Source organism: Streptosporangium sp. NPDC002544 (genome assembly GCF_040295965.1).
Taxonomy (GTDB): domain Bacteria; phylum Actinomycetota; class Actinomycetes; order Streptosporangiales; family Streptosporangiaceae; genus Streptosporangium.
Genome location: NZ_JBEOWJ010000022.1, coordinates 70867 through 96565 on the forward strand (window position 1 = coordinate 70867; position 25699 = coordinate 96565).

Below are 25699 nucleotides of genomic sequence, written 5' to 3' on the forward strand. Positions count from 1 at the left end.
TTCATGTGTCGGGTCTCGTTCGGAATGAGGCGCTCAGAGCGCGGTGAGCACGAGCGTGCCGATCGGACTCACGGAGAGTTTCTGGTCGGGCCACATCACGGTGGTGCTCCCCGGCTCCTCGATGATCGCGGGCCCCTCGATGAGATGGCCCGGCCGCAGCAGGGCGCGGTCGTAGACGGGGGTGTCCATCCGCTCGTCGAACACGACCGGACGCCGTTCCTTGAGCGCATCGTCGGCGCAGGCGGTGGCGGCCTTCTCCAGCCGGGGGAAGGCCGGCTTGGCCGTCGCGGCGACCGCGGACACCCGCAGGCTCACCAACTGCACCGGGTCGTCCGGGGAGGCGTGGCCGTAGCGCTGCTCATGGAGCTGGTGGAAGGCCGTGGCCAGGTGGTCGAGCGCCCGGTCGCCGTGCCTCTTCTCGAAGGGCACCACGAGTTCGAAACTCTGGCCCCGGTACCGCATCTCCGCGGTCCGCACCACCGTGATCCGATCGATCTCGATGCCTTCGGACAGGAGTTCCTTGGCCGCCTCGGTCTCAAGCTGGTCGAACCAATCGTTCACCACGCCGACATCGACCTCGTCCAGCGGGCATAGCCGCGAAGCGACCGCGTCACAGCTCTGGTCGGCGAGCAGCAGGCCCATCGCCGACACGTTGCCGGGGCTCGGCGGGATGACCACGGTGGGGATGCCGAGTTCGCGGGCGGCATCGCTGACGATCAGGCCGCCCGCTCCGCCGAAGCCGACGATCGCGAAATCACGTGGATCAAGCCCGCGGGCGATCGACACCCGCCTGATCGCGCGGACGCTGTCGGCGGTGGCGATGGCGATCGCCCCGGCGGCCCAGTGCTCGGGATCCCAGTCGTCGGTGTCGTGCCTGGACAACGCCAGCGCATCGTGAGCGGCCTGCCGGTCGAGCCGCTGACGCCCCCCGAGGAAGTAGTCCGGGTTGAGCCGCCCGGTGACCACGGCCGCGTCGGTCAGGGTCGGCCGCGTCCCGCCGGCGCCGTAGGAGACCGGCCCCGGGCTGGCTCCCGCGCTGTCCGGTCCGACCCGCAGCGCGCCACCCTCGTCGATCCAGACGATCGATCCACCGCCGGATCCGATGGGGGTGATCTCGATGCTCGACAACTGGATCGGGTGCCCGAGCAACTTGTCGCGAGGTACGACGATGGGCGCCCCGCCGATCGCCACCGCCAGGTCGGTGCTGGTGCCGCCCATGTCGTACGTGATGACGTTCGCCTGGCCGACCTCGGCCGCGAAGTAGGAGCCGGCGATGGCCCCGGCCACCGGCCCGGAGTTGGCGACCCGGATTGGTTTCTCTGCGGCCTGCCGGAGGCTGAACGTACCCCCGCTGCCCTGCATGGTCAGCAATGTGGCGCCGAATCCGGCTTCTTCCGCCTGCTCGGCGAAGTCCACGAAATGGGCGCTCAGTTTCGGCTTGACGTAGGCGTCGAGGGCGGTCGTGCTCGCGCGCTCGTACTCGGAGATGCGCGGGCTCACGACCGAGGAGAGCGACACCGGAATTTCCGGTACCTCCTCGGCCAGGATCTGGGCCACCCGCGCCTCGTGGGCCGGCTGGGTGTAGCCGTGCAGCAGGCAGACCGCGACGCTTTCCAGGCCCAGTTCCCTGATGGCTCCGGCGATGTGCCGTACCTGCTCCTCGTCGAGGGGCTTCAGTTCACGCCCGCGGAAGTCATGGCGTTGGCGAACCTCGAAGCAGTGACGGCGTTCGATGATGGGCGGGCTGGGCTCCCACTGTACGTCGTAGATGTTGCCGCTCCGGTAGGAGTTTCCGACCTCCAGGACGTCGCCGAATCCGGCGGTGGTGATCAGGCCCGCCGAGATGCGCTCTCCCTGGAGAATCATGTTCACCGCGACGGTCGTCCCGTAGACGATCGTGTGCACGTCTCCGGGCTCGACGCCCGCCTTTTCGAGGATTTGCGAGGCTCCGGACAGCACGGCGTCGACTATTCGCCGAGGCGTCGAAGGGACCTTTTCAACCCATATCCTGCCGGTTTCCTCATCTAGCAATACGAGGTCTGTATGCGTGCCGCCAGTGTCAATTCCAATTCGGTACATCCGGTGTCCCTAATTCTCCGTAAGACATCGCGCTCATGGTTGTCGGGGTTAGTTTCTTTTGTCGACTTTCGCAACTGTATGAGCCGGAGTTGTTAGGCCATATATCCAACTGTCCACAACCGCTCGACGGGGCGTGGCCAATTGGAGCCACGGGTCCCGGTTGGCTCGGTCGCACACTCATCCACGTATGTCCTGAAGCAGGGCACGTTCGGCATCCGACCACGGGGTAGCCGATGGGTCGGTACCGGTCATCAGCCGAGCGATCCTCGTGGTCGACCGGACCACGACCGCGCCGCTGGCCGGATCGACGCCGCACGAGGCCAGATCGACGGACGCACGACCGACGCGGGAACACCGGGAGTCGAGGCGTATCTCCCCCCGGACCGTCGCCTGGCTCAAGCCGAACACGGTTCGGGCCACGATCAGTCGGCCCCGGAGCCCATGTCGCCACGAGGACAACGCGTCGTGCCGTGCCTCCTGCAGCAGGTCGGCCGCTGCGGTCGGCGAAAGGGACCCGCTGTCCGTCCGGTCCGTCGCGCGTACCGGAACGACCATCGACCACGGCCACCGGTCAGTGGGCACGGGCGGTGCCGGCTTGGGCCCGCGATGCGCGCTCGACGCATCGGGTTCGAGCGCGGTCATCGCGGGCGGGCCGAGAAAGATCTCCGCTGTGACGCAATCGATCACACGGCCGTCAGGTTCGACGGCGCCCACTTCGCAGGCGACGACGAGCACGCCGTCCGTTTGTTCGACGGGGTTCGCGCGGACTGTGATCGGGGTCCCCACCGCCTGGATCGCCCGGCGGTAGCGGATGTCCGCACACCGCCATGCGATCTCGCCGGGTCCGCGCTCGGCACCTGCCTGGTTTGCTCGATGAGGCGGTGGCCGGGAAGCGAGCGCGCGAGACACCCCGATATGGACGAACCTGAGCCAGGCGACGTTGTTGACATGCCCTGCGACATCGAGATCAGAGAACCGTATGGCCAGCCGGCCCTGCCCGCAATCGCGGGGCGCCGTCACCCGGCCTCCCCCGAAAGCGCTCGCCGTGGATTTTCGATGAGGATGTGGTCGAGTTCGCCGTGATCGACGCCGGCGTGCGCCAGCCTCTGTGAGAAGTGCTGGGAAATGTAGCCGAACCCGCCGCCTCCGTACGCCTGCAAATGGTCTCTGCCGCACACGTCATGGCTCAGCAGAATGCTGTCGATGAAACCGGTGCGGATCAGCGAGACGATGTGTGCGACCCGACTGTTCAGCGCGAATTCCGACCCGGGCCGGATCGTGTCGAACTGCACGTAGCATCCGCTTCTCGCGAGGTCGAGGTGATACTCGGGAATATTCACCGTGTCGCAATGCCCGATGATCACCCGGTCGGGCGGCACGCCCTCCTCCAGTAGCAGGTCGAGTTGCCGGCGGCCCACCGGCCATCGCGCCGCGTGCGTGCTGATCGCCGCGTTGGTACGACGGCACGCGCGGGCCGAGGCACGCAGGTTGCGCTCCTCCCTGGCCGAGATGAACCACTGGTCCGAGCCGACCTCGCCGATGAGGCCGGCCCGGATCCGTGTTCCGGCGAATCCCTCGACCAGATCGCGTACCAACAGTTCGGAGATCGCATCGACGCTCTTGCGGTCGAAATCCTCGTAGGCCAGATAGGGATCGCGGTAGTGGCCGGTCCCTAGGACGATGCGCACGCCGGTCGCAGCCGACAGCTCATACAGCGCGGCGACGTTGTCCGGCGCCCTCGTGTGCTCGGCCGAGGCGGTGACCGGCTGCCCGGTGCGATACACGCCACCCGGGTCCGGGCTCGCGCCCCAGGTCAGCTCCGCGGATGTCACGTCGACCAGCGTCACACCGCCGGCTTCGCGATAGCGGTCGAGTTCGGACCGCATCAGCGGGAGATCCTGGATCAGCCCGGTGCCCCGATACTCGCGCAGCAGGTTGATGAAGACGTGCTCGTGCATGAGGGTCGTGCCGAGCTGCGAGTCTTCGACGGCTCCGGTCACGGTCATGATCTGTGTCATATCGGTCAGGCCTTACTGAGCACGCGCTTCAGACCGAGCGCGCGCTCGATCAACGCGACGGCCGCGAGGGAGAACACGATGAGGACCACCGACAGCGCGGCGACCTGCGGATCGGTGTTGTTGGAGACGTAGCGGAACACCACCACCGGCAGGGTGGTACGGCCGGTGCCGACCACGAAGAGCGACACCACCGCCTCGTCGAAGGAGATGATGAACGACAGCGCCGCGCCGGCGATCAGGCCGGGCGTGATCAGGGGCAGGGTGATCCGGCGGAAGGTCGTGACCGGACCGGCGCCGAGGGTCCGTGCCGCCTGCTCGCAGTAGGGGTCGACCGCGTTGAGGCTCATCATCGTGGTGCGGACCACGTACGGAATGGTCAGGCCGAGATGCGCGACGACCAGACCCGGATACGTGCCGACGAGCCCTACCGGCCCGAGCACCAGCAGCAGGGCCAGGCCCAGGACGACGCTCGGGAGCAGCAGCGGCGAGGTGAACAGACCGATCACGGCGTCCCGTCCGCCGAAGCCGTACCGGGTGAGCGCGAGAGCGGCGGCCGTGCCGACGACGAGCGAGACGACCGTCACGACCAGGCCGAGCAGCAGCGACACACGCAGGCCCTCGAGGAACTCGCCGTTGCCCGCCAGGTCGACGTACCACCGCATGGACCAGTCCTTGGGCGGGAATTCGAGGTTCGGGCTGGCGCCGAAGGAGATGACGAAGACCACGAGGAGCGGCGCCAGCAGGAACAGATAGCTGCAGCCGACCACGATCCCGGCGATGGTCCGGTAGATCGCTTCGGAGAGAGATCTCATGCCGCTTACCTTCCTTCCACCATGCGGAAGAGGCGCTGATACAGGACCAGGAAGACTCCGAAGAGGAGAAGCAAGAGCACGGAGAGGGCCGATGCACGTGGCCAGTCCAGCGTCGTCGTCGCCTGGTCGTAGATCTCGGTGGCGACCAGGAAGACCCGGCCGCCGCCCATGAGCCTCGGCGTGATGAACGCGGAGACGGTCAGCACGAAGACCATGAGCGCCCCGGTGAGCACACCCGGCAGGCTCAGCGGGAACGTGATCCGGACGAAGCAGCGCAGCCGTCCGGCGCCCAGCGATCCGGCCGCGTCCTCCAGATCCTTGGAGACCCGGCCGAACCCGGCGATCATCGCGAGGACGGCGTACGGCATCGTGATCTCGACGAGCGCGATGACCACGCCGGCGACGTTGTTGGTGAGCGTGAGCGGCTCGCTGGTGATCCCCAGCCTGCTCAGCGCCGAGTTCACGATGCCGTCGTCGGATAGCAGGATCAGCCAGCCGAAGGTCCGTACGACCGACGACGTCAACAGCGGTGCGATCGCCAGCGCCATCAATAGTCCGCGCAGGCGCGAGCGCGTCCGCGCGAGGAAGAGCGCGATGGGGTACGACACCACGATCGCCAGGACGGTGACCAGGACGCCGAGCCACAACGTGTGCCAGGCGACCTCCCACACGAAGCCGTCGGTCAGCACGTCGATGTAGGACCGCAGACTCACGGCCGGCTGGAGCTCGGCCGGTCCGACGGTCCTGTTCAAGGACATACGCGCCAGCCACACCAGGGGCACCAGGAAGCTGACCCCGAGGGCCAGCAGCCCCGGGGTGAGCAGGGCGGCCGCCGCCACCCTGAGAGTGCCGCCTTCGCTACTGCGGGATGACGTACGCATCCGCGTCACCCCATCCAAGACCGACCGTCACACCGGCCGTCAGCGGCCGGCCGCTGTGTGTCCGTTCCGCCAGGACGCGGGTGCCGTTGACGTCGATCACGACGGACTCGACATCGCCGAGATAGCTCGACTGGACGACGCGCCCCTTCAGTTCGTTCGCCATCCGCTGAGCGGGCTCGATCCGCACCCGGTGCGGCCGAACCATCACGGTGGCGCTCGCCCTGTCGGTCCGCTGCGCGCGTACCGACAGGGTCCCGAGCCCTTCGACCTCCAGCCGCAGTACGCCGTCGTTCTGGCCGGCCACCTGCCCGTCGAACATGTTGGTCCGGCCGATGAAGTCCGCGACGAACCGGTTCTCCGGGGTCTCGTAGACGGCCCACGGCTCACCTACCTGCTCGACGCGCCCCTCGGACATCACCACCAGCCGGTCGGACATCGCCAGCGCCTCGTCCTGGTCGTGGGTGACGAATACCGTGGTGATCCCGGTTTCCTGCTGGATCCGCCGGATCTCGACGCGAAGCTCCTCACGCAGCTTCGCGTCGAGATTGCTCAGCGGCTCGTCCAGGAGCAGCACGGTGGGCTCGATCACCAACGCCCGCGCCAGCGCGATGCGCTGCGCCTGCCCACCGGAGAGCTGGCTCACCCGGCGGTTCGCGAGGTGCGTCAGGTGAACCATGTCGAGGGCTTCGGCGACTCGACGCCGGCGGTCGCTTTTGGCGACACGGCGCATCTGAAGCCCGAAATCGACGTTTTCTCCTACCGACATGTGTGGGAACAACGCGTAGGACTGGAACACCAGCCCCATGTCTCGCTTGTGAACAGGGCGGTTGGTTATGTCGGTCCCGTCGACACGGATGTGGCCGGATGTGGGGGTGATCAGACCTGCGATCATTCGCAACGTCGTCGTCTTGCCGCAACCCGACGGTCCGAGCAGCGAGATGAACTCGCCACGCGCGACGTCGATGTCGACGTTGTGCACGGCCGACCGGGACTGGTTCGGATATGTTTTGGTTAGTTTGCTAAGTGCGAGATACGCGTCTTCCACACTGGACTCCTCGGTCTGCCCGGAACTACTGCGAGATGACGTCCTTGCGCCAGACCTCGGTCCACTGGGCGCGCTGCTCCCCGAGCCGGTTCCAGTCGACTTCGATCATGGTCTTGAGCTTGTCCGGCGTCATCACGGTCCGCTGGGCGACCTCGTCGCTGACCTTGGCCAGCGTGTTGGTCGGCGCGTAGAACATTTCCGCGGAGAACAGGGCCTGCGCCTCGGGGCTCAGCGCGTAGTCGATGAACGTCTGCGCGGCACTCGCCCGCTTGCTGCCCTTGACGAGGTTGATGGTGTTGACCTGCATGATGCTGCCTTCCTTCGGAAGGGCAATGTCCAGTGCGCCATCGGATTCGTCATGCTGCAGCTGGCTGCGCGCGTTCCACGCCAGGGCCAGGTTGACCTGACCGGACTTGACCAGCGTGTACGTGTCCGGCTGGGGGTTCCACGTCTGAACGGACGGTGCCAGCTCGCGAAGACGCTTGATCGCCGGATCGATGGACGTCTTGTAGTCCCCGCCCAGGACCTTGCTCAGGATGACGGTCAGCCCGATCCCGTCCAGCTGAGGCGGAGCACTGATCGAGATCTTCCCCTTGTAGGCGGGGTCCCACAGGTCGTTCCACGACGTCGGCGGAGTGGTCACGGCCTTGGTGTTGTAGACGAGCGTCAGGTTGTCGAACGTGATGCCGGGACCGAAGTTGTCACGCACCTTCGCGTGCTCGCTGAGGTCCTTCATGTTGGGGACCGCAGTGGGGTCCAGCGGGGTGAAGATGCCTTCCTTGTTGGCGCTCTCGGCGACCGACAGGTCCATGATCACAACGTCGACCGTCGGGTTGTTTTTCTGGGTACGCAGTCTGCCAAGCATCTCCGCGGACGAGACGACCGGGTCGTACTCCACCTTGACGTCCGGATTCGCAGTCTCGAACGGCTCGACAACCGCCTTGATATACTTTTCCTTGAATCCGCCGGTGGCATAAGCCATCAGACGAATGGTGGTCTTGTCACCGTCGGCCCCATCCGAGGCGGTGCCGGTCGAGCACGCCGAAAGCACCACCGCTGGAGCTAGCAGAAGTGGCAGTAGGGCTCTTCTGGACATTCTTCTCGTCACGGTTGATCTCCCGCTCTTGGGTCAGTGCAGCAGCCTGCCACTCGCCCCTTGGTCGCCGGCCTGCACGGCTTGTCACGATCCATCGCGCTGACGGTCGGCGTCACCGCGATGGATCGGTCGTAAGAGAGTCACACGTGGCCCGGATCACGTCAGCCGACGGATGGACAGTCTCGACGGCGCGCACATGGCCAAGTGGCCAAAGAAGGGCGGGGACATCGTGCGTCCGGCGCTTCCGGACCCGCCGCCGGCGCTGCCAGGATGGCCGTCGGTCCTGGCCAGCGTTTTGTCCACCTTCGCAGCGCTTTAGGCAAGAACGCTAAGGTACGGGTGCCGGTCGGCGGGCGTCGGCCGTATGGTAGGTCACACCATCAGCGCCAGGGAGTGTACAGATCGTGACGGGCCCGGGGCGGGAAGGGCTCCAGCCGGAGGCGCAGCACACAAGGAGATACGTTTGACGCACGCCAGCACACCCAGCGTGTTCGACGTGTCCGCATCCACCGCACTGAGTGCGCTCGAACACCCGACCACGTTCATCCGCGAGACCACCGACGCGACGCTGCCGGTGGAGGCCGTCACCGCGGAGCCGTCGGCTTTTCACGGACGAGGGGAAATCCTGGTCGTGGACGCCGCCAGCATCCCGGCCGCCCTCGCAAGGGTCCGTGAGCTGCCCCACCTCGCCGGGACACTCGTGGTGGTCGGCATGGAGCCGGGTGCGGCGAAGCCGGCTTTGGCGGTGGACGCCGGAACGCCCGGACTCTCCCTGGCCTGCTGCCCTCGCCCCGTCAACGCCGCGACCTTCGTACGGGATCTGCGGCGGCTCGTGGAAACCCTTCGGCGGGCGAGCCTGACCCGGATCCTGAAACTGCACGATTCGCTCGTCGCCGCGGTCATGGTGGGCGCCGACCTCGAAACGATCCTGAAACTGACCGCCCGTCAGGTGTCCGGGTTCGATGCGATGTTCGTCGACTACACCGGCCTTGTCGTCTCTTCGTGGAGTCACCGCGGCCAGCGCAGCCTGAACGTGCCCGCAGAGCTCGAGGCCGTGCTGAGTACGTTGCCCCTCATCGACACGACGCAGATCGAGTTGAGCGATGGCCGCTTCGCGGTTCTGGTCGGCGTCGGTCTGCACGATCAGGTCGAAGGCGCCGTCGTGTACATCGGGCGCCGTCGGCTGACCTCTCCCGAGCTCCTCCTCTTCGAGCGTGCCCGCTCCGCCATGCTGCTCCGCTTCGCGCGGGAGAAGTCCCGGCGCGACGCCCAGCGCGCCGCGGTCGAGCAGCTCCTGCGCGCCGCGGTGGACGGATCGATGAACCACGGAGAGCTGGCACTGGCGCTGCGCGGGATGGGGCTCGAACCGGCCGAGGGATACCGGGTCTTCGCGGTGCGGCTCGACCGGGGCACTCCCGAAGCGCGGGCGTTCACCCTGCTAGAGGATGTCGCGGCAGCGAGCACGAGACCCATAGTCGGCGGCCTGCAGGGAAAGATCTTCTGCCTGGTGCAGCCGGTCGACAGCACAGTGCCCGAGGATTTCCTCCGGGCATGCCAGGCCCGCGGGTGGAAGGCGATCACGATCGGCCGCAGCCGGCCCAAGACCGACGCGGAGAGCCTCGCCCTGGCGATCCGCGAATCGGCGACCGCCAGCCAGTACTCAGGACAGACGGCCGGTCAGATCCAGGACGTTACCTCTCTCGGTCTGCCGGGGCTGCTCGCGGGCCTCGACCCGCAGAACGTGATGAGGCCGTTCGCCGACACCCTGCTCGGCGAGCTGATCAGTCATGACGCCGCCAACAACACAGAGCTCGTCAACACTCTGGCCGCCTTCTTCGACATGGGTTGCCGTCCTGGACCCACCGCCGAAAAGCTGTGCGTACACCGGCACACGCTCTCCTACCGGCTCGATCGCGTCGCCCAGCTGACAGGGAAGGACCCGCGCAGCCCGGAGTGGATGCTGAGCTTCGGAATCGCGTTGCAGATGCACGCCATCCTGCAAACCGCCCTCTGAACGCGCGATACCGGGGAAAGGCGGCTAATTCGCCGCGACGCCGTTCACCACGATGCCGAAGAGCCGTACATCGCTCAGCCTCGACAACGCGCGCGATACCGCGTCATCGGCCGTGATGAGTTTCTGTCTCAGCGCGTCGATCCCGGGGGCGCTGTCGATCAGGTCCCGCCGGAAGACCTCCCAGTACAGCGGGGACTCGCTCATGCTTGAGGCGGCGAGGTCGACAGCCCGCTCGCTGTAGAAAGCGAGGATCCGGTTGTTGAGGAGCGGAACCAGGGACGGGCGTTTCAAATGGAGGATCGCCGACGCGATCGTGACCTCGAGCCGATGACGATAGCGGAAGTGCCGGTACAGCACAGTTGCGTGCGCGTATGGCGTCCCCACGCCCCCGTACGGCGTCTCGGCGAGCCGGGCGTCCCCCGGGACGGACGACCACGGCGCCTGCTCGGCCGCCATCAGACACGAGCGGACATCATCCGAAGTCAACGAGACGCCCAGCAGCAGCAGGCGACCGAAGTCCTGTAACTCCACGACATCGCTCGCGCCCGGCGGGTCGTTGCTGAGATCGCCGGCATAGTCGAACCCGATGAATTCCAGATCAGGTGGTAACTGGAGGAGCACCCAGGCATCCGACGCCCGGATCGAGTGGCCGGCGATCTTCAGACGAGGCTCAGGCATCGGCTCGCTCGGAGACGAGCCCGGGTGAGATCGAGGGTGACCCGAGGCGCACGTATTCCCCTGTGGTGCGGTCGAACGCGGTAACCGGCAGGACACGCAATTTCTCCTTGGCGACCCGCTGTGACGGGGTCAGCGGCAACTGATCGACGAAACTCCAGTACCTCGGCACCTTGAAGGGTGCCAGGTTCGCACTTGCGTGTGCCACGACTTCAGCCAAAGTCGTCGCCGCGACCTCCGCTTTCCCGCCGACGACCTCCCCGCCGACGACGAGGAACGCATGAACCTCCTCCCCTCGCACGTCGTCGGCGACCGGGACGCAGGCCGCCTGGCTGACCCGCTCGGATGAGCACAGCACCGCCTCGACCTCGTTCAACGCGATGTTCTCCCCGCTGCGGCGTGCCATGTCCTTCAACCGGCCCGTCAGATACACCCGGCCGAGGCCGTCCATTCGCGCCAGGTCGCCGGTGTGGAACCACCCGTCGCGGAATACCTCACGAGTCGCCGGCTCGTCCCTGTAGTAGCCGTCCATCATGCCCGCTCCGCGCAGGATCAGTTCCCCCGTGGCGCCACGAGGTACGGCGCGGCCCCGCTCGTCGACGATCCTGGCCTCCCGATGCGGGTTGGGCTTCCCGACGCACCCGGTGCCCACCAGTTCGTCATGATCGTCGGGTAGGACCCGGAGGTCACCGCCGGTCTCGGTCATCCCGAAGCCCTCGTACCAGGGAACCCCGAACCGCTTTTCAAGCGCGGCATGAATGTCCTTGGGAATGCCTGAGCAGGCCACAGCACGGAGCGAGTGATCTCGGTCGGTGGGCTTCTCCGGTTGGCGAAGCAGGAGGGTCGGCATCATCCCGATGCAGTAGAGGTATGTCACGTCGTACGTACGGACCTTGTCCCAGAACGACGTGGGATGGAAACGATCCAGGACGACGAGCGACGACCCCACCAGGAGGCATGCCGCCAGGCTCCATTGCGGATCCAGGTAGTAGAACGGCTGCGCCGTGAGAAGGACATCATCGGGACCGAGATAGGGAAAGCCGTCCGCGTACTTGCGCACCATCGTTGTCCAGTAGCCGTGCGACAGCATGCATCCCTTGGGGTGGCCTGTGGTGCCGGAGGTGTACTGGATGTTGGCCAAGGTCTCGGGATAAACCGCCTCACCCGGCGCGGAGCCCGCGGCGGCGTCCACGCCGTTCAAGCCGATCACTCCCGGCCTGCCCTCAACGTCGGTCACCGCAACTCGACGGCGTTCGGCTGACGACTCGAGCACGAGATCGAGGTGGTCGGAGCAGGTGACGACGAGGGCGGGGTCCGCGTGGTCCAGGAGTCGTGTCAGTTCCCTGACCGAATATCTCGGGTTCACCGGCACGACCGCCGCGCCGATCTTGGCCGCGCCCAGCCACAGCAGCGGGTAATCCGGACGGTTGTCGAAGACCAACGCGATCCGATCGCCGTACCTGATCCCGAGGGTGCCGAGGACGGCTCCGTATCGGTCCGACAGTTCGTCGAGTTCGGCGAAGGTGTAGTCGAGGTCATGCTGATCGAATCTCAGGGCGCACCGGCTCGGCCAGAGCTTCGCCGCCCGTCGCACGAGCGTGGCCAGATCCTGCACCTTGACGGCGTCATCTCCGCCGGTCCCCGTCATCCCGCATCTCCCGCAACATGAAGGCCGCAGCCTGCGGCAAATCTCTTCTGTGCTTCACGAGCCTCTCCCGAGTCCTGGGCCCGGAGGGCGAATCGCACCTCAGCGTCAAGCGCAGTTTCCAGGTTCGCCCAAGTGCCCTGTTCAAGGAGTCGCTTGGCGCCCTCGACGGCCCCCCTCGGACGGCTTAGGACCGCATCGGCCAGCGAATCCACGACAGCCGGCACATCGCTACCGGCGGCTACATGACTGACAAGGCCCATCTCGTACGCCTGCTTCCCGCCGACCCGTTCCCCCAAAATCATCAGTCGCCGGGCACGTGCCGGTCCGATGAGTCGAGGAAGGATGGCGGAGATGCCGCCGGTCACACTCAGGCCGGCTTCGACTTCGGGAAATCCGAATACCGCGTCTTCAGCTGCGACGACGAAATCGGCAGCAAGCGCAAGTTCCGCGCCCGCACCTAACGCGTATCCGTGAACCTGAGCGATGACACAACAGGGTGAACCACGTAGCTCGGTGGTCAGGGCCTGAATACGGCCCAGTCGTTCGGTGCGCTCGTCGGCCGGCGGGCTTCCGACCACCTCATGCTTCAGGTCGTAACCGGAGCAGAATGAACGACCCCGTCCGCTGAGCACGATGACCCGCGCGCTGTCCCTATGTGCTTGTTCAATCGCTTCCAGCAACTCGCGCACGAGCTGCGGGGTGACGGCATTCAGTCGGCTCGGGCGGTTGAGGGCGATCCGCGCCACTCCGTCCTGGGCCACGTACTCGATCGTTGATCCGGGCTCTCGATCTTGATGATTCTTCATTCCGCTCCTCATCCTGAGCTTGTTCAAGAAGTACTGGCGGGTCGTCTGCCCTGTCATCGGACACATGTCGAGAGCGAACGATCCCAGCACTCCCTTTGTCCATCCCGACTCCAATCGTGGGTGCGGTGAGAGGGAGTACCGCCGGGCGTGGAGCATGGCGGATTCGGTGGTAGGGCCCCGGCGAAGTCGTCAAGGCATGATCTTGAGGGGGCCGGGTGGCGAAGCGGGAGCGACGGCGATGCTGCCGGCACCGGTCAGGCGCGGGGGCCGCCGGCGACGTAGATGACCTGCCCGGAGACGAAGGACGCCCCTTCGCTGACGAAGAACGACACCGTGTGGGCGATGTCCTCCGGCTTGCCGGTGCGGGCAACCGGGATCTGCGCGGCGGCCGCAGCCTTGAACTCCTCAAACGGGACGCCGACCCGCTCAGCGGTCGCGGCGGTCATTTCGGTCTCGATGAAGCCTGGCGCGATCGCGTTCACGGTAACGCCGAACTTCCCGAGTTCGATGGCCAGGGTCTTGGTGAAGCCCTGGATGCCGGCCTTGGCCGCAGAGTAGTTGGCCTGGCCGCGGTTACCGAGCGCGGAAGTGCTGGAGAGGTTGACGATGCGACCCCACTTGTGCTCGGTCATATAGCGCTGCACGGCGCGGCTCATGAGGAACGACCCGCGCAGATGGACGTTCATCACCGAGTCCCAGTCCTCGGCACTCATCTTGAAGAGCATGTTGTCGCGGGTGATGCCGGCATTGTTGACCAGCACCGTGGGGTCACCGAGTTCCTCGGCGACCCGGGTCACCGCGGCCTCGACGCCGGCCGCATCGGAGACGTCAACGCCGACCGGCAGCGCGCGACCGCCGGCGGACTCGATCGCGTGAACGACCGGCTTACAGGAAGCCTCGTCGAGGTCGAGCACCGCCACAGCAAAGCCGTCCGCAGCGAGTCGCTTCGCGATGGCGGCACCGATTCCGCAGGCGGCTCCGGTGATGATCGCGATACGGCCGTTGGTGTTGCTCATGTCGTCTCCTTGACTCTCTTTTTTCAGGGGAGGTGCCGGTGGTCAGCTGCGTGAGTAGCCGGCCCCAGGCGGCACGGGCGCGCCGGGCCGGTGTACAAGGCTCTCAGGCTGACAGCGGCTCCCTCACCGTTGGGGCCGGCGTCGTCGATGAGAGATCCTAGATGATCGCCACCTACCCCCAGCCCGGTGAGCTGGTGTTGAATCACCCCGGTTTCGGTGGAGTTGGCTTGGACGGCATGAAGACGGGCTCGGTCATCCCAGCACCGTGCCCGTCGAGTCCGCGTTGCGCGGCCGGGCACGACCGAAGGCGGCGAGCCCTATCTCCAACCCGGTGTGCTCACCGACGACGCGGCTCTCACCGTCGATCACGGCCCGCATCAGGCGCCCGGCCATGGGGGCGTTCTTGAACTGGTTGCCACTGGTCCCGATCGCGACGTAGAAGCCCGCGCGTTCCGTGCCATCGTAGATCGGGGTCCAGTCCTCGGTGACGTCGTAGACGCCGGCGACACCGATCGGCCTGCCGGGCACACCGAGGCCGGGAAGGCGGCGGGCGGCACGCGTGACCTGTGCCTCAAAGACCTGCCGGGTGGGGCTGGGATTGATGGCGTCGGGATCGTCGATCCACTGCAGCTCGTCACACTCGGGCTCGGTGCCGCCGACCAGCAGTCCGTCACCCGGGGCGCCCCGCATATAGATGCCGAGGTCGAGATCGGCGATGCACGGGCCGATGCCCTCGCCGTTGTAGCCGGCCGGCGCGGGCACGTGGTGCACCTCCTGGCGCATCGGCCGGACGGTGACCGACCAGCCTGCGCCGACGCCCGCCAGCGCGTTCAGCCTGCCGGACCACGGCCCGGCCGCGTTGATGACGACGGGCGCGCTCACGGTCGTGCCGTCGTCGAGCCGGACACCGCTCACCGCACCGTCGCCGAGGACGGCGACCACCTGACGCCTGAACAGGAACTGCGCACCCCGCCGCTTCGCGCCGTTGGCGAGGTTGACGGCAGCCAGCCCCGGGTCGTCGACGAAGCCGGCGTCCGGGGTCCACAGCGCACCCAGGCGCTTGTCCGTGTCCTCCCAGAAGACCGGATCCTCGATGCGCTTCGGAGGCCAGAACCGGCCAGGGTCGAGCCCGGGCATCCGGCGGGCCAGCTCGTCGGCCTCCCAGACCTCGTACGGGATCCCCGCCCGGTCGAACATCTGGAGGACACGGTCCATCGGCGCGATGTCGACGTCCATGAACACCTTGCCGACGCGGTGGAACCTCGCCATCCCGGCGTCGTCCACGCCCTCGAGGTGGTCGGCCCACCTCTCCCAGCAGTGCTTGGACTCCCAGGACAGCGCAATGCCGTCCCAGGTCGAGTAGTTGAACCGGATCACAGCGCTGGACGCGCTGGTCGACCCCTGGCCGGGCCCGCTCGCCTTGTCGACCACCACCACCGAGCGGCCCGTCTTGGCCAGCTCGAAGGCGATCGAGGAGCCGATCACGCCGGCACCGACCACCACTACGTCTGCTGTCACACTCATGTGCAAAGTCTCGCCTCCTCCATGAGGGTGCGCAGCCCGTCGGGGATGGCGTCCTCCGGCAGGTCGGAGAGCGGCAGCTGCACGAGCAGCCGGTAGACGCCGAGGTCGTCCCACGCGGTCACCGTGCCGAAGCCGGTCACCTGCTGCCATCGCACGCTGCGCCATAGCCGGACCTTCGGGCACGAAGGGTGTCAGCCGCGGGCCGGCATGTGCTTCTGGAAGAAGTCCACGACGCGGGTGCAGAAGTCGATCAGAGCCGGGAATCGACGGACGCCGTGGCCTTCCTGCGGGTAGATCACGAGCTGGGACTCGACGCCGTGCTCGAGCAGCGCCTGGTGGAACTCCTGGGCCTGCGTCGGGGGAGTGCAACGGTCCAGGGCGCCGGCGATGTTCAGGCACGGGGTGCGCACCTTGCCGGCGTGGATGACGGGGCTCCTGGAGTGGAACCTGTCGCCGGGGACTTCCGGGTTCCCGTTGAGGAACAGCGCGTCGAAGTAGGGGATGTTGCTGGTGAAGTGCTGGCTGTACCAGTTCGTCACGGGTGAGACCGGTACGGCGGCAGCCCAGCGCTGGTCCTGGGTGACCAGCCACGAGGACATGTAGCCGCCGTACGACCCGCCGATGAGGCCGACCCTGGCCGGGTCCACGATCCCGCGCTCGACGAGAGCGTCGATCGCGGACGTGAAGTCGGCCGTGTCCTCGCCGCCCATGTCCCCGAAGACCAGCCGGGCGAAGTCCTGCCCGCGGCCGGAGCTGCCCCGCGGGTTGGGGCTGAGGACGGCGTACCCCTGGGCCACCAGCAGCGGGGTATAGGGGGAGAACATCGACCACGTGTTCCGGTAGGCCCACACCGGGCCACCATGGATGTTCACCACGAGCGGGAAGGGCCCGTCCCCGGCAGGGACGCATAGGATCCCCTCGATTCGCAGCCCGTCCGGTGCGGACCAGGCGACCGTCTCGGCCTTGCCCGCGACCGACAGCAGGTACTCGGTGCCCAGGTGTCCGATCCCCGCGAGCTCGACCCGGTCGTCACCCAGCACCACGACCCGTTGCGGCACCGAGTAGCCCTCCTCGACGAGCACCACGCGGCCGTCGGCGGACCAGGCCGCCTCCGGGTAGCGCGTGCCGCAGCTGGTGTCCGTGCTCGACCACAGCTCGGTGATCTTCCCGGTCACCGCGTCGTACACCGCGGCGACGGTCTCCAGGCCGCGGATCCCCAGGATTCCCAGGCGATCCGCGTCGATCCACTGGGTCGCGGTGACGTCCACCTCACCGGTGTCGACCCGCTCGAAGGCAGCACCGGGAGCGCCCACCAGCAGGTCACCCGCGACGACCCCGCGGTCGCTGCCCACCGCCTCGACCACCGCCAACCGTCCGCCGGAAGGCGAGGCCGCGGGCCAGCCGAACTGCACCTCGGAGCGGGCCAGTTCGGTGACCGCCCCGTCGAGGCCCAGGCGGGAGAGCACGGCCGTGTACCAGGCGGCCTCGTCCGGAGCAGGGCTGGTGACCGCGACGACCGCGTCGGGGCCGAGCCAGACCGCCTCCCAGACGTTGAGACCCTCCGGCGACAGCCTGGTGGTCGTACCTGCCGCGAGGTCGTGGATCCACAACGACCGCCACGACTCCTCCGTCACGCCGATCTCGACGCGCGGGTGCCAATCCGGCAGCTCCTCCTTCGGCTTGTACGTCGTGCCGCTCCCCTGACCACCGGCCAGGTCGGCACCGAGCCCCGCCACCCCGAGCAGCACCTTCGTGCCGTCCGGCGACCAGGAGCAGTACTCCACCGTCCCGGGCACGGCCGGGGCCGCCTCCGCCTCACCCAGCTGACCGGTGCGCAACAGGTACGGCTGGAACCGGCCTGCCTCCGTGCGGTCCGACAGGAATGCCACCGTCGCCCCGTCCGGGGAGAAGCGCGGTTGCCGGGAGGAACCGGACGGCCCCGTCAGCGGCCGCAGGTCCGCACCGTCGACCAGGAAGCAGGCCTGGCGTGGAAGGCCGGCCAGCTCGTCGTACACGAGGCCGGTCACGGCGATCCGCGACCCGTCGGCGGAGCAGGACGGCTCCAGCAGCTTGTACGGCTGTCCCAACGCCGGCTCGTGCAACCGCAGGAAATACTCTTCGACCTGGCCCCAAGTGGCGCTGCCGCGCACGTCCCTACCGTTCATGGGCGGACCCTACGCGATGGGGCGGTTCATCTCCTATCGACTCAGGTCGGAAACCGGGGGGCTCGGACTCTACGGGTGTCGAGGTCGGAACCCCTTACAGGGGCCGGTGGAAGGCCGCGCACTTCACCGGCGGAACCCGCGACCTGGAACTCCGCTTCGTGGAGTCGAAGACGGGGACGACTCACTCAAACGGTAATCCGGGTTTCAGGGCCGCCAGCCTCGGCAGACGGGGCCGGCGGGCTGTGTTGCGCAGCAGCGAGGGAGTGTCAACTTAACGGCTGATCTTGCTTGTTGAAGTGGTCAGTGGTTGGCGGGGGTGAGGCGTCCCTCGAAGGCGATCTGGAAGGCGTTCAAGGGCGCCTTCCACCGCATGGTCCTGCGGGTGCTTCATCCGCGCAGTCGGCACCCGCACAGCCTGTCGAGATCACAGTGGTCGCTTTGGTTCCCTGACGCTCTGCCCGTCCGGCGATCTGCCGCGACTCGTTGATACGTGCCTGCAGGAACGCGATCAGGTCATGTGTGACGCCCCACTGTTCACGGACCGGCCATCCTGGACGTCGCTGAAAGACGCTGGGACGTTACCTGAGAAGGTTGACCCCCGCGCGGCCGATGCTGGAGTGTGTCAGGGACGGGGGGCCCGTACTTCGCACCGTTCGGAGCCGTCGATGACGCTTGTGGCCTCTCCCGTACTTGTCGGACGTGACACCGAACTGCGAACCCTCCTGAGGGCGATCAACCGCCCGCCCGCCGTTGCGCTGGTGGAGGGCGAAGCGGGCATCGGCAAGACGCGGCTGGTCAAGGCGGCGGTCGACCGGCTCGGCGGCGGTGAGCGGATCGTCCTGCTCGGCCACTGCCACCAGATCCGCGAGGCGTTCCCCTACGGCCCGGTGTTCGACGCCCTCCGGAACGCCGCCGACGCCCTCCCGGAATCGAACCGCCTCAACCCGGTCGTCGGGGCGCTGCGCGGCCACCTTCCCGAACTCGCCCGGGGGCTGCCGCCCTCGCCCGCGCCGCTCGATGATCCGCTGGCGGAACGGCACCGCTTGTTCCGCGCGGTCCACGCGCTACTCGAGGCAGTCTCCCCGGCCGTCCTGGTGATCGAGGACCTGCACTGGGCCGACGACGGCACCCGGGACCTGCTGCGCTTCCTCATCGGTCAGCCGCCGGACGGCCTCGCGCTGGTGACGACCTATCGGCGGTCCGACCTGCCGGTGCCGGAGTTGCCGCTCGGCCGTGCCCATCGGCGTTTGCCGGGGACGACGAGCGAGGTCATCTCACTCACGCCGCTGGACGCGGAGAGCGTGCGGAGCCTGGCGGGCGCGCTGCTCGGCCGGGCGGACGTGACCTCCGCCTTCGCCGCCAGGCTGCTCGACCGCACCGCCGGGATCCCGTTCGTCATCGAGGAGGTGGTCCGTTCGCTGCCCGGCGCCGACGGGCGCCGCACGGACGACGACGGCGAGCCGGACGCGCTCGAGCACATCACCGTGCCAGTGCTCCTGCGTGAGGCGATGGCGGATCGGCTCAGCGATCTGTCCCCTGCCGGGCTGAACGCGGTCTACGCCGCCGCCGCGCTCCGGCTGCCCGCAACCGAGCCGCTGATCGCCGCCGTCACAGGACAGTCCACGGGCCCGGGCCCGCTCCTCGGCGCGTCGCAGGCGGAGGCCGGGATCCGCGAGGCGTTGCGCGCCGGAGTGCTGCACGAGGACGGGGACGGCCGGTACGGCTTCCGCCACGTGCTCGCGCAGCAGGCGGTCTACGACGTGATCCCCGGACCGGACCGGCGGCGGGCGCACATGCGGGCGATGGCCGCACTCGCCGCGCTCGATTCGCCGCCGCTCGTCCAGCTCGCGTTCCACGCCCGCCGCGCGGGTGACATCGAGGCCTGGTGGCGGTACGGCGCGGCCGCCGCGGACCACGCCGCCGCGCTGGGCGACAGCCCGCTCGCGGTCGAGGTGCTCGAGGGCATGCTCGGCGACCCCGACCTGCCGCGCTCCTGCCGGGGCCCGCTCATGCTGCGGCTGAGCAAGGTGGCCGCGATCGGGCTCTCCCACCGGCGGGTCGTACGGCTGCTGCGACGCCTGCTCTCCGACGACTTCCTGTCACGGGAGGTACGCGGCGAGGTGCGGCTCAACCTCGGCGTGCTGATGTCCAACCAGGCGGGTGCCATCGCCGCCGGACGGCAGGAGATCATCGCGGCGCTCAACGATCTGGACGACCGGCCCGCCACCGCCGCCCGCGGCCTCGCCCTGCTGGCGATGCCCGCGTGGGGCGACGAGCCGCTCACCACCCACATGGAGTGGATGGACCGGGCCGAGCGGCTGCTCGCCGTCGTCAACGACCCCGAGGTCACGGCGGCGGTGCAGGCCAACAGAGTCGCCTTCGCCATGCTGGTCGGCTCGCCCGACGCCTTCACCCTGGCGGCGACGCTCCCTGTGAACGATCCGTCGGCGGCGGTGCGCAGGCAGGCCGCCCGCGCGTACTCGAACCTGTGCGACGGGGCGATCCCGCTCGGCCACTACGCCGCCGCCGAGCGGTTCGCCCAGGAGGGCAGGCGGCTCGCGAAGGAGACCGGCGCCCTTTACTCCGGCTACCTGGTGGAGGTGTCGTCGGTCCGGCTCGACTGGCTCACCGGGCGCTGGGACGGGCTGCGGCGGCGCGCCGCCGCCGTGGTGGAGATGACGCCGGAGGCGCCGCTCCTCGCGGCGGACGCGCAACTGGTCCTCGGCATGCTCGCGCTGGTCGCGGGCGAGTGGGAGGAGGCGGCGAGTTACCTCCACGCCGCAGGCCTGCGCCACCCCGGCTCCGGCTTCCATCCCGTCCTGGCCGCGGCATCCGGCGGAGTGATCGAGCTGCACCTGGCCCGCGGCTCCGTGGACGCCGCCGTCTCCGAGGCAGACCGCGCTCTGTCCCGGCTGCGCCGCAAGGGCGTCTGGGTGTGGGGCGCCCACCTGGTGCCGTCCGCGGTCGCCGCACTGCTCACAGCCGGGCGCTTCGGCGACGCGGCCACCCTGGTGTCCGACTTCGCCGACAGCATCAAGGATCGGAGCGCACCCTCGGCCGAGGCGGCGCTCGACATGGCGCGCGGCATGACGGCCCAGGCCGAGGGCCGGCACGAAGCGGCGGCAGAGTTCCTCGCCAGGTCCCGTGCGGCCCAGGCGGCGATGCCCCAGCCGTACGGGGCGGCGCGGGCGGCCGAGGCAGAGGCGGGCGCGCGGCTCCGCCTCGGCGACCGCGCCGCCGCCGGGGAGATCCTCACCGAGGCGGCCGAACGGTTCACCGGGCTCGGCGCGACCCACGATGCGGCGCGCTGCCGCCGCACGCTGCGCGACATCGGCGCGGGCAGCCTGCCGCGCGGGGCCAGGAAGGCCAAGGGCGGCGTGCTCTCGACTCGGGAGAGCGAGGTGGCCCGGCTGGTCGCGCTCGGCCGTACCAACCGGGAGATCGCCGAGGTGCTCTTCCTCTCTCCCCGTACGGTCGAGACGCACGTGGCGAAGGTGCTGCGCAAGCTCGGCGTGCGCTCGCGCAACGACGTGGCGCCGCCCCGCTGACCCCTCCGCCGACGGGTCGCCCGGTTACCGGCCCGGACATGCGAGAGCCCCGGCCGGGGTCACCGGCCGGGGCCTCGCCCCCGGGTTACGAACCGGTCAGAGCGTGATGCTCCAGCCGGTGAGCTTCCCGGTCCTGCTGTCCTGGCTGCCGTCCATGACCAGCAGGTACCAGGCCCCGCTCGCGGTCGAGCTCACCGGCACCTGGTAGGTGCGGGAGCCGGACCACGGGGTGCATGTGGTGCTGAACTCCTGGTCCTTGATCGTGATGAAGTCGCTGCTGCCCGGGGCCATCAGGTACACGCTGAGGGTCTCCGAGCACGGGTGCTCGACGGTGAGGGCGACCTGCACCGGCGAGGAGGCCTGACCGGTCGCGGTGGACTGGATCGGGCTGAACGCGTAGCCGTTGTCGGGGATCGAGTAGACGGTGGTGCTGGTGAAGGTCCGGTCACCGCCAGTCGGGCCGTTCACGATGAGCGTGAACGTCGCGGTACGGGTGGCGGTCTCGCCTCCGCCGGTCACCGTCACGCTGTAGGTGCCGGCCGGGGTGGAGGCCGAGGTGGACACGGTCAGCGTGGCCGAGCCGCCCGAGGTGACCTGGGTGGGGGTGACGCTGACCGTCGGCCCGGCGGGCGTCACGGTGGCCGACAGGCTGACCGTCTGGGCCGTGCCGGACGTGGTGGCCGTGGCGACCGTCGCGGTGGCCTGCTGACCCGGCTGGACCGAGCCGGACGACGGGTTCAGCGACAGCGAGAAGTCACGGGTCGGCGGCGGGGTGTCGCCACCCACCGCGGCCTTCCAGAGCGCGTACGCGGTCGCGCCCGCGGCCCGGCCGAGCACGGTGTCGTTGACGTTGGAGACGGTGTCGCACGCGGAGTGGTAGCACGAGTCGTACGCCCGGCCCGCGGTGCCGCCCCACTTGGCCGCCTGCGCGGAGGTCTTGGTGGCGCTGGCTCCCGCCGCCAGGCCGGATGTGGGGATTCCGGCGTTCTTGAACGAGGCGTCGTCGGAGCGGCCCTGGCCCTCGACGTTCTCCTCCGGCTGGAGGTTCAGCTTGTCGTAGTAGGCCTTGAGGTTCGCGGCGGTGGCGGTGGTGATGTTGTTGATGAAGTATCCGGCGTTGGTCGAGCCGATCATGTCGTAGTTGAGGTACGCCTTGATCTTGCTGCGCTCGGTGGAGCTGAGTGAGTTGACGTAGAACTTCGACCCGTTCAGGCCCTGCTCCTCGTCGGTCCACCAGCCGAAGCGCACGTGCTTGGCCATGCTGGGCTTCTGGGCGGCGAGGGTGAGGGCGACCTCCAGCAGCATGCCGGAGCCGGAGCCGTTGTCGTTGATGCCGGGTCCGGCGGCGACGCCGTCGAGGTGCGCGCCGGCCATGATGACCTGGTTGGTGTCACCACCCGGCCAGTCGGCGATCAGGTTGGGGCCCGCGCCGGCGGTGCAGCCCGAGGTGCAGTTCTGCCGGGTCACGGTGTAGCCGGCCGCGGTCAGCTTCTGCTCGAGGTAACTGACCGACTGGGTGTACCCGGCGCCGGTGGACCTGCGGTTGCCGCCGTTGCCGGTGGCGATGGTCTGGAACTGCTGCAGGTGCGACTTGATGTTGGTGACGCTGATGTCCGGCGGCTCGGTCCCGCCGGATCCGCCGCCGACCGTCAGGGTGTAGGTGGCGGTGTGGCGGGGCGTTCCGGTGCCCGTCCCGGTGCCGGTGACCGTGATCTGGTACGTCCCGGTGGGAGTGGCGGACGTGGTGGAGACGGTCAGCGTGGCGGAGCCGCCCGAGGTGACGGACGAGGGGGTGAAGCTCGCGGTCGCTCCGGACGGGAGCCCGGAGGCGGTCAGGTTGACCGTCTGCGCGCTGCCCACGGTGGTCTGCGTGCCGACCGTGGCGGTGGCCTGGCCGCCCGGCTGCACGGAGCCGGACGACGGGTTCAGCGACAGGGAGAAGTCGGCGCTGCCCGGACCGGGATCGGTGCAGGTGGGCTCACCGGACTGGGCCGCCACGCTCACCGCGCTCCAGGCGGCCTTGGTGCTCGCACACTCGGCGCTGTTGGCGCCGAACAGCTCCACGGCCGCCGCGACCGAGGCCGAGCGCACACTGGAGTGCTTCCAGGTGGACGACTTCCGGGACAGCGCGCCCATGAAGATCTTCCCGGCCTTCTGGATGCCGATGCCGGTGACCGTGCTGCTGTTGCAGGTCGGGCTGGTCGGCTGGCCGTTGGTCGGGTTGCTGCCTTCGGCCAGCAGGTAGAACCAGTGGTTCTGCGGGCCCGCCGCCGCGTGCACCTCGGTGCTGGGGATCGAGGAGGAGTAGCAGTTGGGGTCGCCGACCTTGGACGGGTTGTACATGTAGCGGATCGGGCCGTTGCCCGCGAGGTTGACCTCCTGGCCGACCGTGTAGTCCAGCGGCTCCTTGGGGTTGCTCGCGTAGGCCTCGGTGATGGCGCCGAAGATGTCACCGGTGGACTCGTTCAGGCCGCCGCGCTCGTTGTCGCTCTGCGACCCGGCCCCGCCGGGTGTCGTCTGGAAGATGGCGTGGCCGTACTCGTGCGCCACCACATCGATCGACGTCAATTGCTTGTTGCCGGCCTGGTTGCGGCCGAAGGTGGTGTAAGTGCCGGTCCAGTAGGCGTTGACGTCGGTCATCCCGACTCGCGCGCCGAAGCCCCTGCCACTGCCGTCGATGCCGTTGCGGCCGAGCCAGTCGCGCAGCATGTTCCATTCCTGGGCCGCCGTGTACATGACGTCCACGCACGCGGTCTCCAGGTCGGTGCCCGACCCGTTGCCCCAGGTGTCAGTGCTCTTCGTGTACGCCGAGCCGTTCTGGCCGCCGCACTGGATGCCGGGCCGCCCAGCGTCGGTCATCGAGTAGGAGCTGCCGACGCGGCTGGTGTCGATGGTGACCTGACCGGCGAAGTGCGCGTTGCCGCTGCCCGCGACGACCTCGTCGTAGTAGTCGGCGACCGCGCCGGTGCGGGCATCGACGAACACGTGCTGGATGCTCGGCTTGTTCTTCGCCACACCGGCGACGACGGCCTCCCAGGCGAGCTTGGGCTTGCCGCCCCAGGCCAGCACCACAAGCCGGGGCGCGCCGACGTCGTCCACCCGTGACAGCCGCGCCTTGGCGGTCTGAGTCGCCTGCTCCGCGGTGATCTTCGCCACCAGCGGGATGTTCCGCGGGCTCGGCCCGGAGGCGGCGGTGGTGTCGCGCACCCGTCCGGAGGCGTCGGTGACGACCACGGCGTCGCCGCCGATCACCGGCAACCCCCTGTAGGTGCGCTCGTACGAGACGTACTGCATGCCGCCGGGGCCGGTCGTCACGCCGGCCCGCTCGTAGGACTCGTCCGGTCCCGCGCGCAGTTCGTCGAGCCCGCTGGCGACGGCCCGGTCGGCGGCGGCCACGGCGAGCGACTTGGGATCGGCGGCCGGAGCCGCGGTCGTGGAAGAGACGGAGGCCGCGGGGGTGAGGGATCCGGCAAGGGCGCCGTGGAACGGGGCGGCGTCCGCGGGTGGCGCGACGAGCGCCATCGAGGCGACCGTGGCGACACCGGCGGTCACCGCGGCTAAGACCTTGTGTTTCACTCGGGGCTGTTCCTTTCGGTCTTCCCGGTCCGTGTCGCCTGTCGGCGCACGTCGGACCACCACGCCGCCGGGGATCTCCGAGCAGGCGAGGTGAGATGGGAAACGGGGGGTGTTGAGAGGGTGATCGCGTTTCACCCTGTTGTCGCCAGACGATAGGCATCGGCGGCATCCGCGAAAATCCGTTAACACATCCGTAGGCCTACGGAAATTCCGTAGACGTGCCATGAACAGCGCCCGGCATGCACGCGGCCCGGCGACACCGGCCGCCGGGCCGCACACGTGTCCGTCGCCCGTGGGGCACCGGGAGCCGGGGCGAGCAGGCAGGAGAGCCGTTCCGTACGCGCAGCGCGTTGTCGCGGCGGCCGGCAGACCACCTGACGAGGTCCGCGACAGGCTCCCACGTTTGCTCGATGTGATGACCCCGCTGGTTAACTCGGCTCAGGCGGCGAGGGCGAGTTCTGCCAGTTCCAGGCGCGCGAGGTGGCTGGTGCGGGTCCGGTATCCGGATGCCGCGGATGAACGCGGTCACGGAGCGGTGGGTGCAGTCGTGCCGCCGTGAGCTTCTCGACCGCTGCCTGCTCTGGAACGAACGCCACCTGCGGCACGCCCTGCGCGAGTACGAACGGTTCTACAACCGGCACCGCGCCCATCAAGCACTGGCCCAAGCCGCCCCGCTGCGTACCGTCCCGGATCCGATCACCGATCCAGAGCGAATCGCCGACCTGAACGTGCGCCGACGAGACCGGCTCGGTGGCGTCCTCCACGAATACACGCATGCCGCTTGAACTGCGCGGAC

At 68.6% G+C, this 25699-nt stretch carries 18 protein-coding genes; 3 read left to right on the forward strand and 15 right to left on the reverse strand.

The features are described 5' to 3' along the window. Positions 1–33: 33 nt before the first annotated feature. From ABT061_RS29690 to ABT061_RS29720, 7 genes are all read right to left on the reverse strand, one after another. Positions 34–2079 carry a hydantoinase/oxoprolinase family protein gene (locus ABT061_RS29690; protein WP_350924099.1) on the reverse strand — a complete coding sequence of 682 codons (2046 nt, stop codon included), beginning with the start codon at positions 2077–2079 and terminating at the stop codon, positions 34–36. A gap of 177 nt (positions 2080–2256) precedes the next feature. After that, entirely contained in the window at positions 2257–3099 is an 843-nt protein-coding gene (locus ABT061_RS29695) for an acyl-CoA thioesterase family protein (RefSeq protein ID WP_350924101.1), read from the reverse strand. Continuing rightward, complete coding sequence (locus ABT061_RS29700) at positions 3096–4085, reverse strand: phosphotriesterase family protein (RefSeq protein WP_350924103.1); 990 nt, start codon at positions 4083–4085, stop codon at positions 3096–3098. The genes ABT061_RS29695 and ABT061_RS29700 overlap by 4 nt, the downstream gene beginning before the upstream one ends. A 17-nt stretch (positions 4086–4102) precedes the next feature. Further along, positions 4103–4909, reverse strand: a complete 807-nt coding sequence (locus ABT061_RS29705; protein ID WP_350924105.1) for an ABC transporter permease — start codon at positions 4907–4909, stop codon at positions 4103–4105. A 5-nt stretch (positions 4910–4914) separates the two neighbouring features. After that, a complete protein-coding gene (locus ABT061_RS29710; RefSeq protein ID WP_350924107.1) occupies positions 4915–5790 on the reverse strand; it encodes an ABC transporter permease in 876 nt (291 codons plus the stop codon). Next, entirely contained in the window at positions 5768–6835 is a 1068-nt protein-coding gene (locus tag ABT061_RS29715; RefSeq protein ID WP_350924109.1) for an ABC transporter ATP-binding protein, read from the reverse strand. The genes ABT061_RS29710 and ABT061_RS29715 overlap by 23 nt, the downstream gene beginning before the upstream one ends. 25 nt (positions 6836–6860) lie before the next feature. Further along, positions 6861–7931 carry an ABC transporter substrate-binding protein gene (locus tag ABT061_RS29720; RefSeq protein ID WP_350924111.1) on the reverse strand — a complete coding sequence of 357 codons (1071 nt, stop codon included), beginning with the start codon at positions 7929–7931 and terminating at the stop codon, positions 6861–6863. 463 nt (positions 7932–8394) lie between these two features. Here ABT061_RS29720 and ABT061_RS29725 point away from each other — a divergent pair, with 463 nt between their 5' ends. Then, positions 8395–9945 carry a PucR family transcriptional regulator gene (locus tag ABT061_RS29725; RefSeq protein WP_350924113.1) on the forward strand — a complete coding sequence of 517 codons (1551 nt, stop codon included), beginning with the start codon at positions 8395–8397 and terminating at the stop codon, positions 9943–9945. 24 nt (positions 9946–9969) lie between these two features. Here the strand turns inward: ABT061_RS29725 and ABT061_RS29730 are convergent, their stop codons facing one another. The 7 genes from ABT061_RS29730 to ABT061_RS29760 all read right to left on the reverse strand — a co-directional run bounded on the left by ABT061_RS29730 (position 9970) and on the right by ABT061_RS29760 (position 17779). After that, positions 9970–10623: a DUF6308 family protein gene (locus tag ABT061_RS29730; protein WP_350924115.1), complete on the reverse strand. Its 654-nt coding sequence runs from the start codon at positions 10621–10623 to the stop codon at positions 9970–9972. Next, complete coding sequence (locus tag ABT061_RS29735; protein ID WP_350924117.1) at positions 10616–12268, reverse strand: AMP-binding protein; 1653 nt, start codon at positions 12266–12268, stop codon at positions 10616–10618. Before ABT061_RS29735 ends, ABT061_RS29730 begins: the two co-directional genes overlap by 8 nt. Then, positions 12265–13074, reverse strand: coding sequence for an enoyl-CoA hydratase/isomerase family protein (locus ABT061_RS29740; RefSeq protein ID WP_350924119.1), 810 nt, complete (start codon positions 13072–13074; stop codon positions 12265–12267). The genes ABT061_RS29735 and ABT061_RS29740 overlap by 4 nt, the downstream gene beginning before the upstream one ends. A gap of 254 nt (positions 13075–13328) precedes the next feature. Continuing rightward, complete coding sequence (gene fabG, locus ABT061_RS29745; RefSeq protein WP_350924121.1) at positions 13329–14090, reverse strand: 3-oxoacyl-ACP reductase FabG; 762 nt, start codon at positions 14088–14090, stop codon at positions 13329–13331. Between the two features lie 252 nt (positions 14091–14342). Further along, positions 14343–15614, reverse strand: coding sequence for an NAD(P)/FAD-dependent oxidoreductase (locus ABT061_RS29750; RefSeq protein WP_350924123.1), 1272 nt, complete (start codon positions 15612–15614; stop codon positions 14343–14345). Then, positions 15611–15769 (reverse strand): hypothetical protein, encoded by a 159-nt coding sequence (locus tag ABT061_RS29755; RefSeq protein WP_350924125.1) that lies wholly within the window; start codon positions 15767–15769, stop codon positions 15611–15613. Before ABT061_RS29755 ends, ABT061_RS29750 begins: the two co-directional genes overlap by 4 nt. A 36-nt stretch (positions 15770–15805) precedes the next feature. After that, complete coding sequence (locus ABT061_RS29760) at positions 15806–17779, reverse strand: prolyl oligopeptidase family serine peptidase (protein ID WP_350924127.1); 1974 nt, start codon at positions 17777–17779, stop codon at positions 15806–15808. Positions 17780–18444: 665 nt separating this feature from the next. On the opposite strand from ABT061_RS29760, the gene ABT061_RS29765 reads away from it, so the two are divergent. Then, the gene (locus ABT061_RS29765; RefSeq protein WP_350924129.1) at positions 18445–21327 is read left to right on the forward strand and encodes a helix-turn-helix transcriptional regulator; all 2883 of its coding nucleotides are present in this window, start codon (positions 18445–18447) and stop codon (positions 21325–21327) included. Between the two features lie 96 nt (positions 21328–21423). Here the strand turns inward: ABT061_RS29765 and ABT061_RS29770 are convergent, their stop codons facing one another. Next, positions 21424–24903, reverse strand: coding sequence for a M28 family peptidase (locus ABT061_RS29770; RefSeq protein WP_350924132.1), 3480 nt, complete (start codon positions 24901–24903; stop codon positions 21424–21426). Positions 24904–25418: 515 nt separating this feature from the next. On the opposite strand from ABT061_RS29770, the gene ABT061_RS29775 reads away from it, so the two are divergent. After that, a complete protein-coding gene (locus ABT061_RS29775) occupies positions 25419–25688 on the forward strand; it encodes an integrase core domain-containing protein (RefSeq protein ID WP_350924134.1) in 270 nt (89 codons plus the stop codon). Positions 25689–25699: the final 11 nt, after the last annotated feature.

Excerpts from the sequence above, each read along its gene's own strand:
- fabG (WP_350924121.1), bottom strand. The coding sequence starts at position 14,090 with ATGAGCAACACCAACGGCCGTATCGCGATCATCACCGGAGCCGCCTGC.
- ABT061_RS29735 (WP_350924117.1), bottom strand. The coding sequence starts at position 12,268 with ATGACGGGGACCGGCGGAGATGACGCCGTCAAGGTGCAGGATCTGGCC.
- ABT061_RS29750 (WP_350924123.1), bottom strand. The coding sequence starts at position 15,614 with ATGAGTGTGACAGCAGACGTAGTGGTGGTCGGTGCCGGCGTGATCGGC.
- ABT061_RS29710 (WP_350924107.1), bottom strand. The coding sequence starts at position 5,790 with ATGCGTACGTCATCCCGCAGTAGCGAAGGCGGCACTCTCAGGGTGGCG.
- ABT061_RS29690 (WP_350924099.1), bottom strand. The coding sequence starts at position 2,079 with ATGTACCGAATTGGAATTGACACTGGCGGCACGCATACAGACCTCGTA.
- ABT061_RS29730 (WP_350924115.1), bottom strand. The coding sequence starts at position 10,623 with ATGCCTGAGCCTCGTCTGAAGATCGCCGGCCACTCGATCCGGGCGTCG.
- ABT061_RS29700 (WP_350924103.1), bottom strand. The coding sequence starts at position 4,085 with ATGACCGTGACCGGAGCCGTCGAAGACTCGCAGCTCGGCACGACCCTC.
- ABT061_RS29775 (WP_350924134.1), top strand. The coding sequence starts at position 25,419 with ATGAACGCGGTCACGGAGCGGTGGGTGCAGTCGTGCCGCCGTGAGCTT.
- ABT061_RS29705 (WP_350924105.1), bottom strand. The coding sequence starts at position 4,909 with ATGAGATCTCTCTCCGAAGCGATCTACCGGACCATCGCCGGGATCGTG.
- ABT061_RS29765 (WP_350924129.1), top strand. The coding sequence starts at position 18,445 with ATGACGCTTGTGGCCTCTCCCGTACTTGTCGGACGTGACACCGAACTG.
- ABT061_RS29740 (WP_350924119.1), bottom strand. The coding sequence starts at position 13,074 with ATGAAGAATCATCAAGATCGAGAGCCCGGATCAACGATCGAGTACGTG.
- ABT061_RS29760 (WP_350924127.1), bottom strand. The coding sequence starts at position 17,779 with ATGAACGGTAGGGACGTGCGCGGCAGCGCCACTTGGGGCCAGGTCGAA.
- ABT061_RS29720 (WP_350924111.1), bottom strand. The coding sequence starts at position 7,931 with ATGTCCAGAAGAGCCCTACTGCCACTTCTGCTAGCTCCAGCGGTGGTG.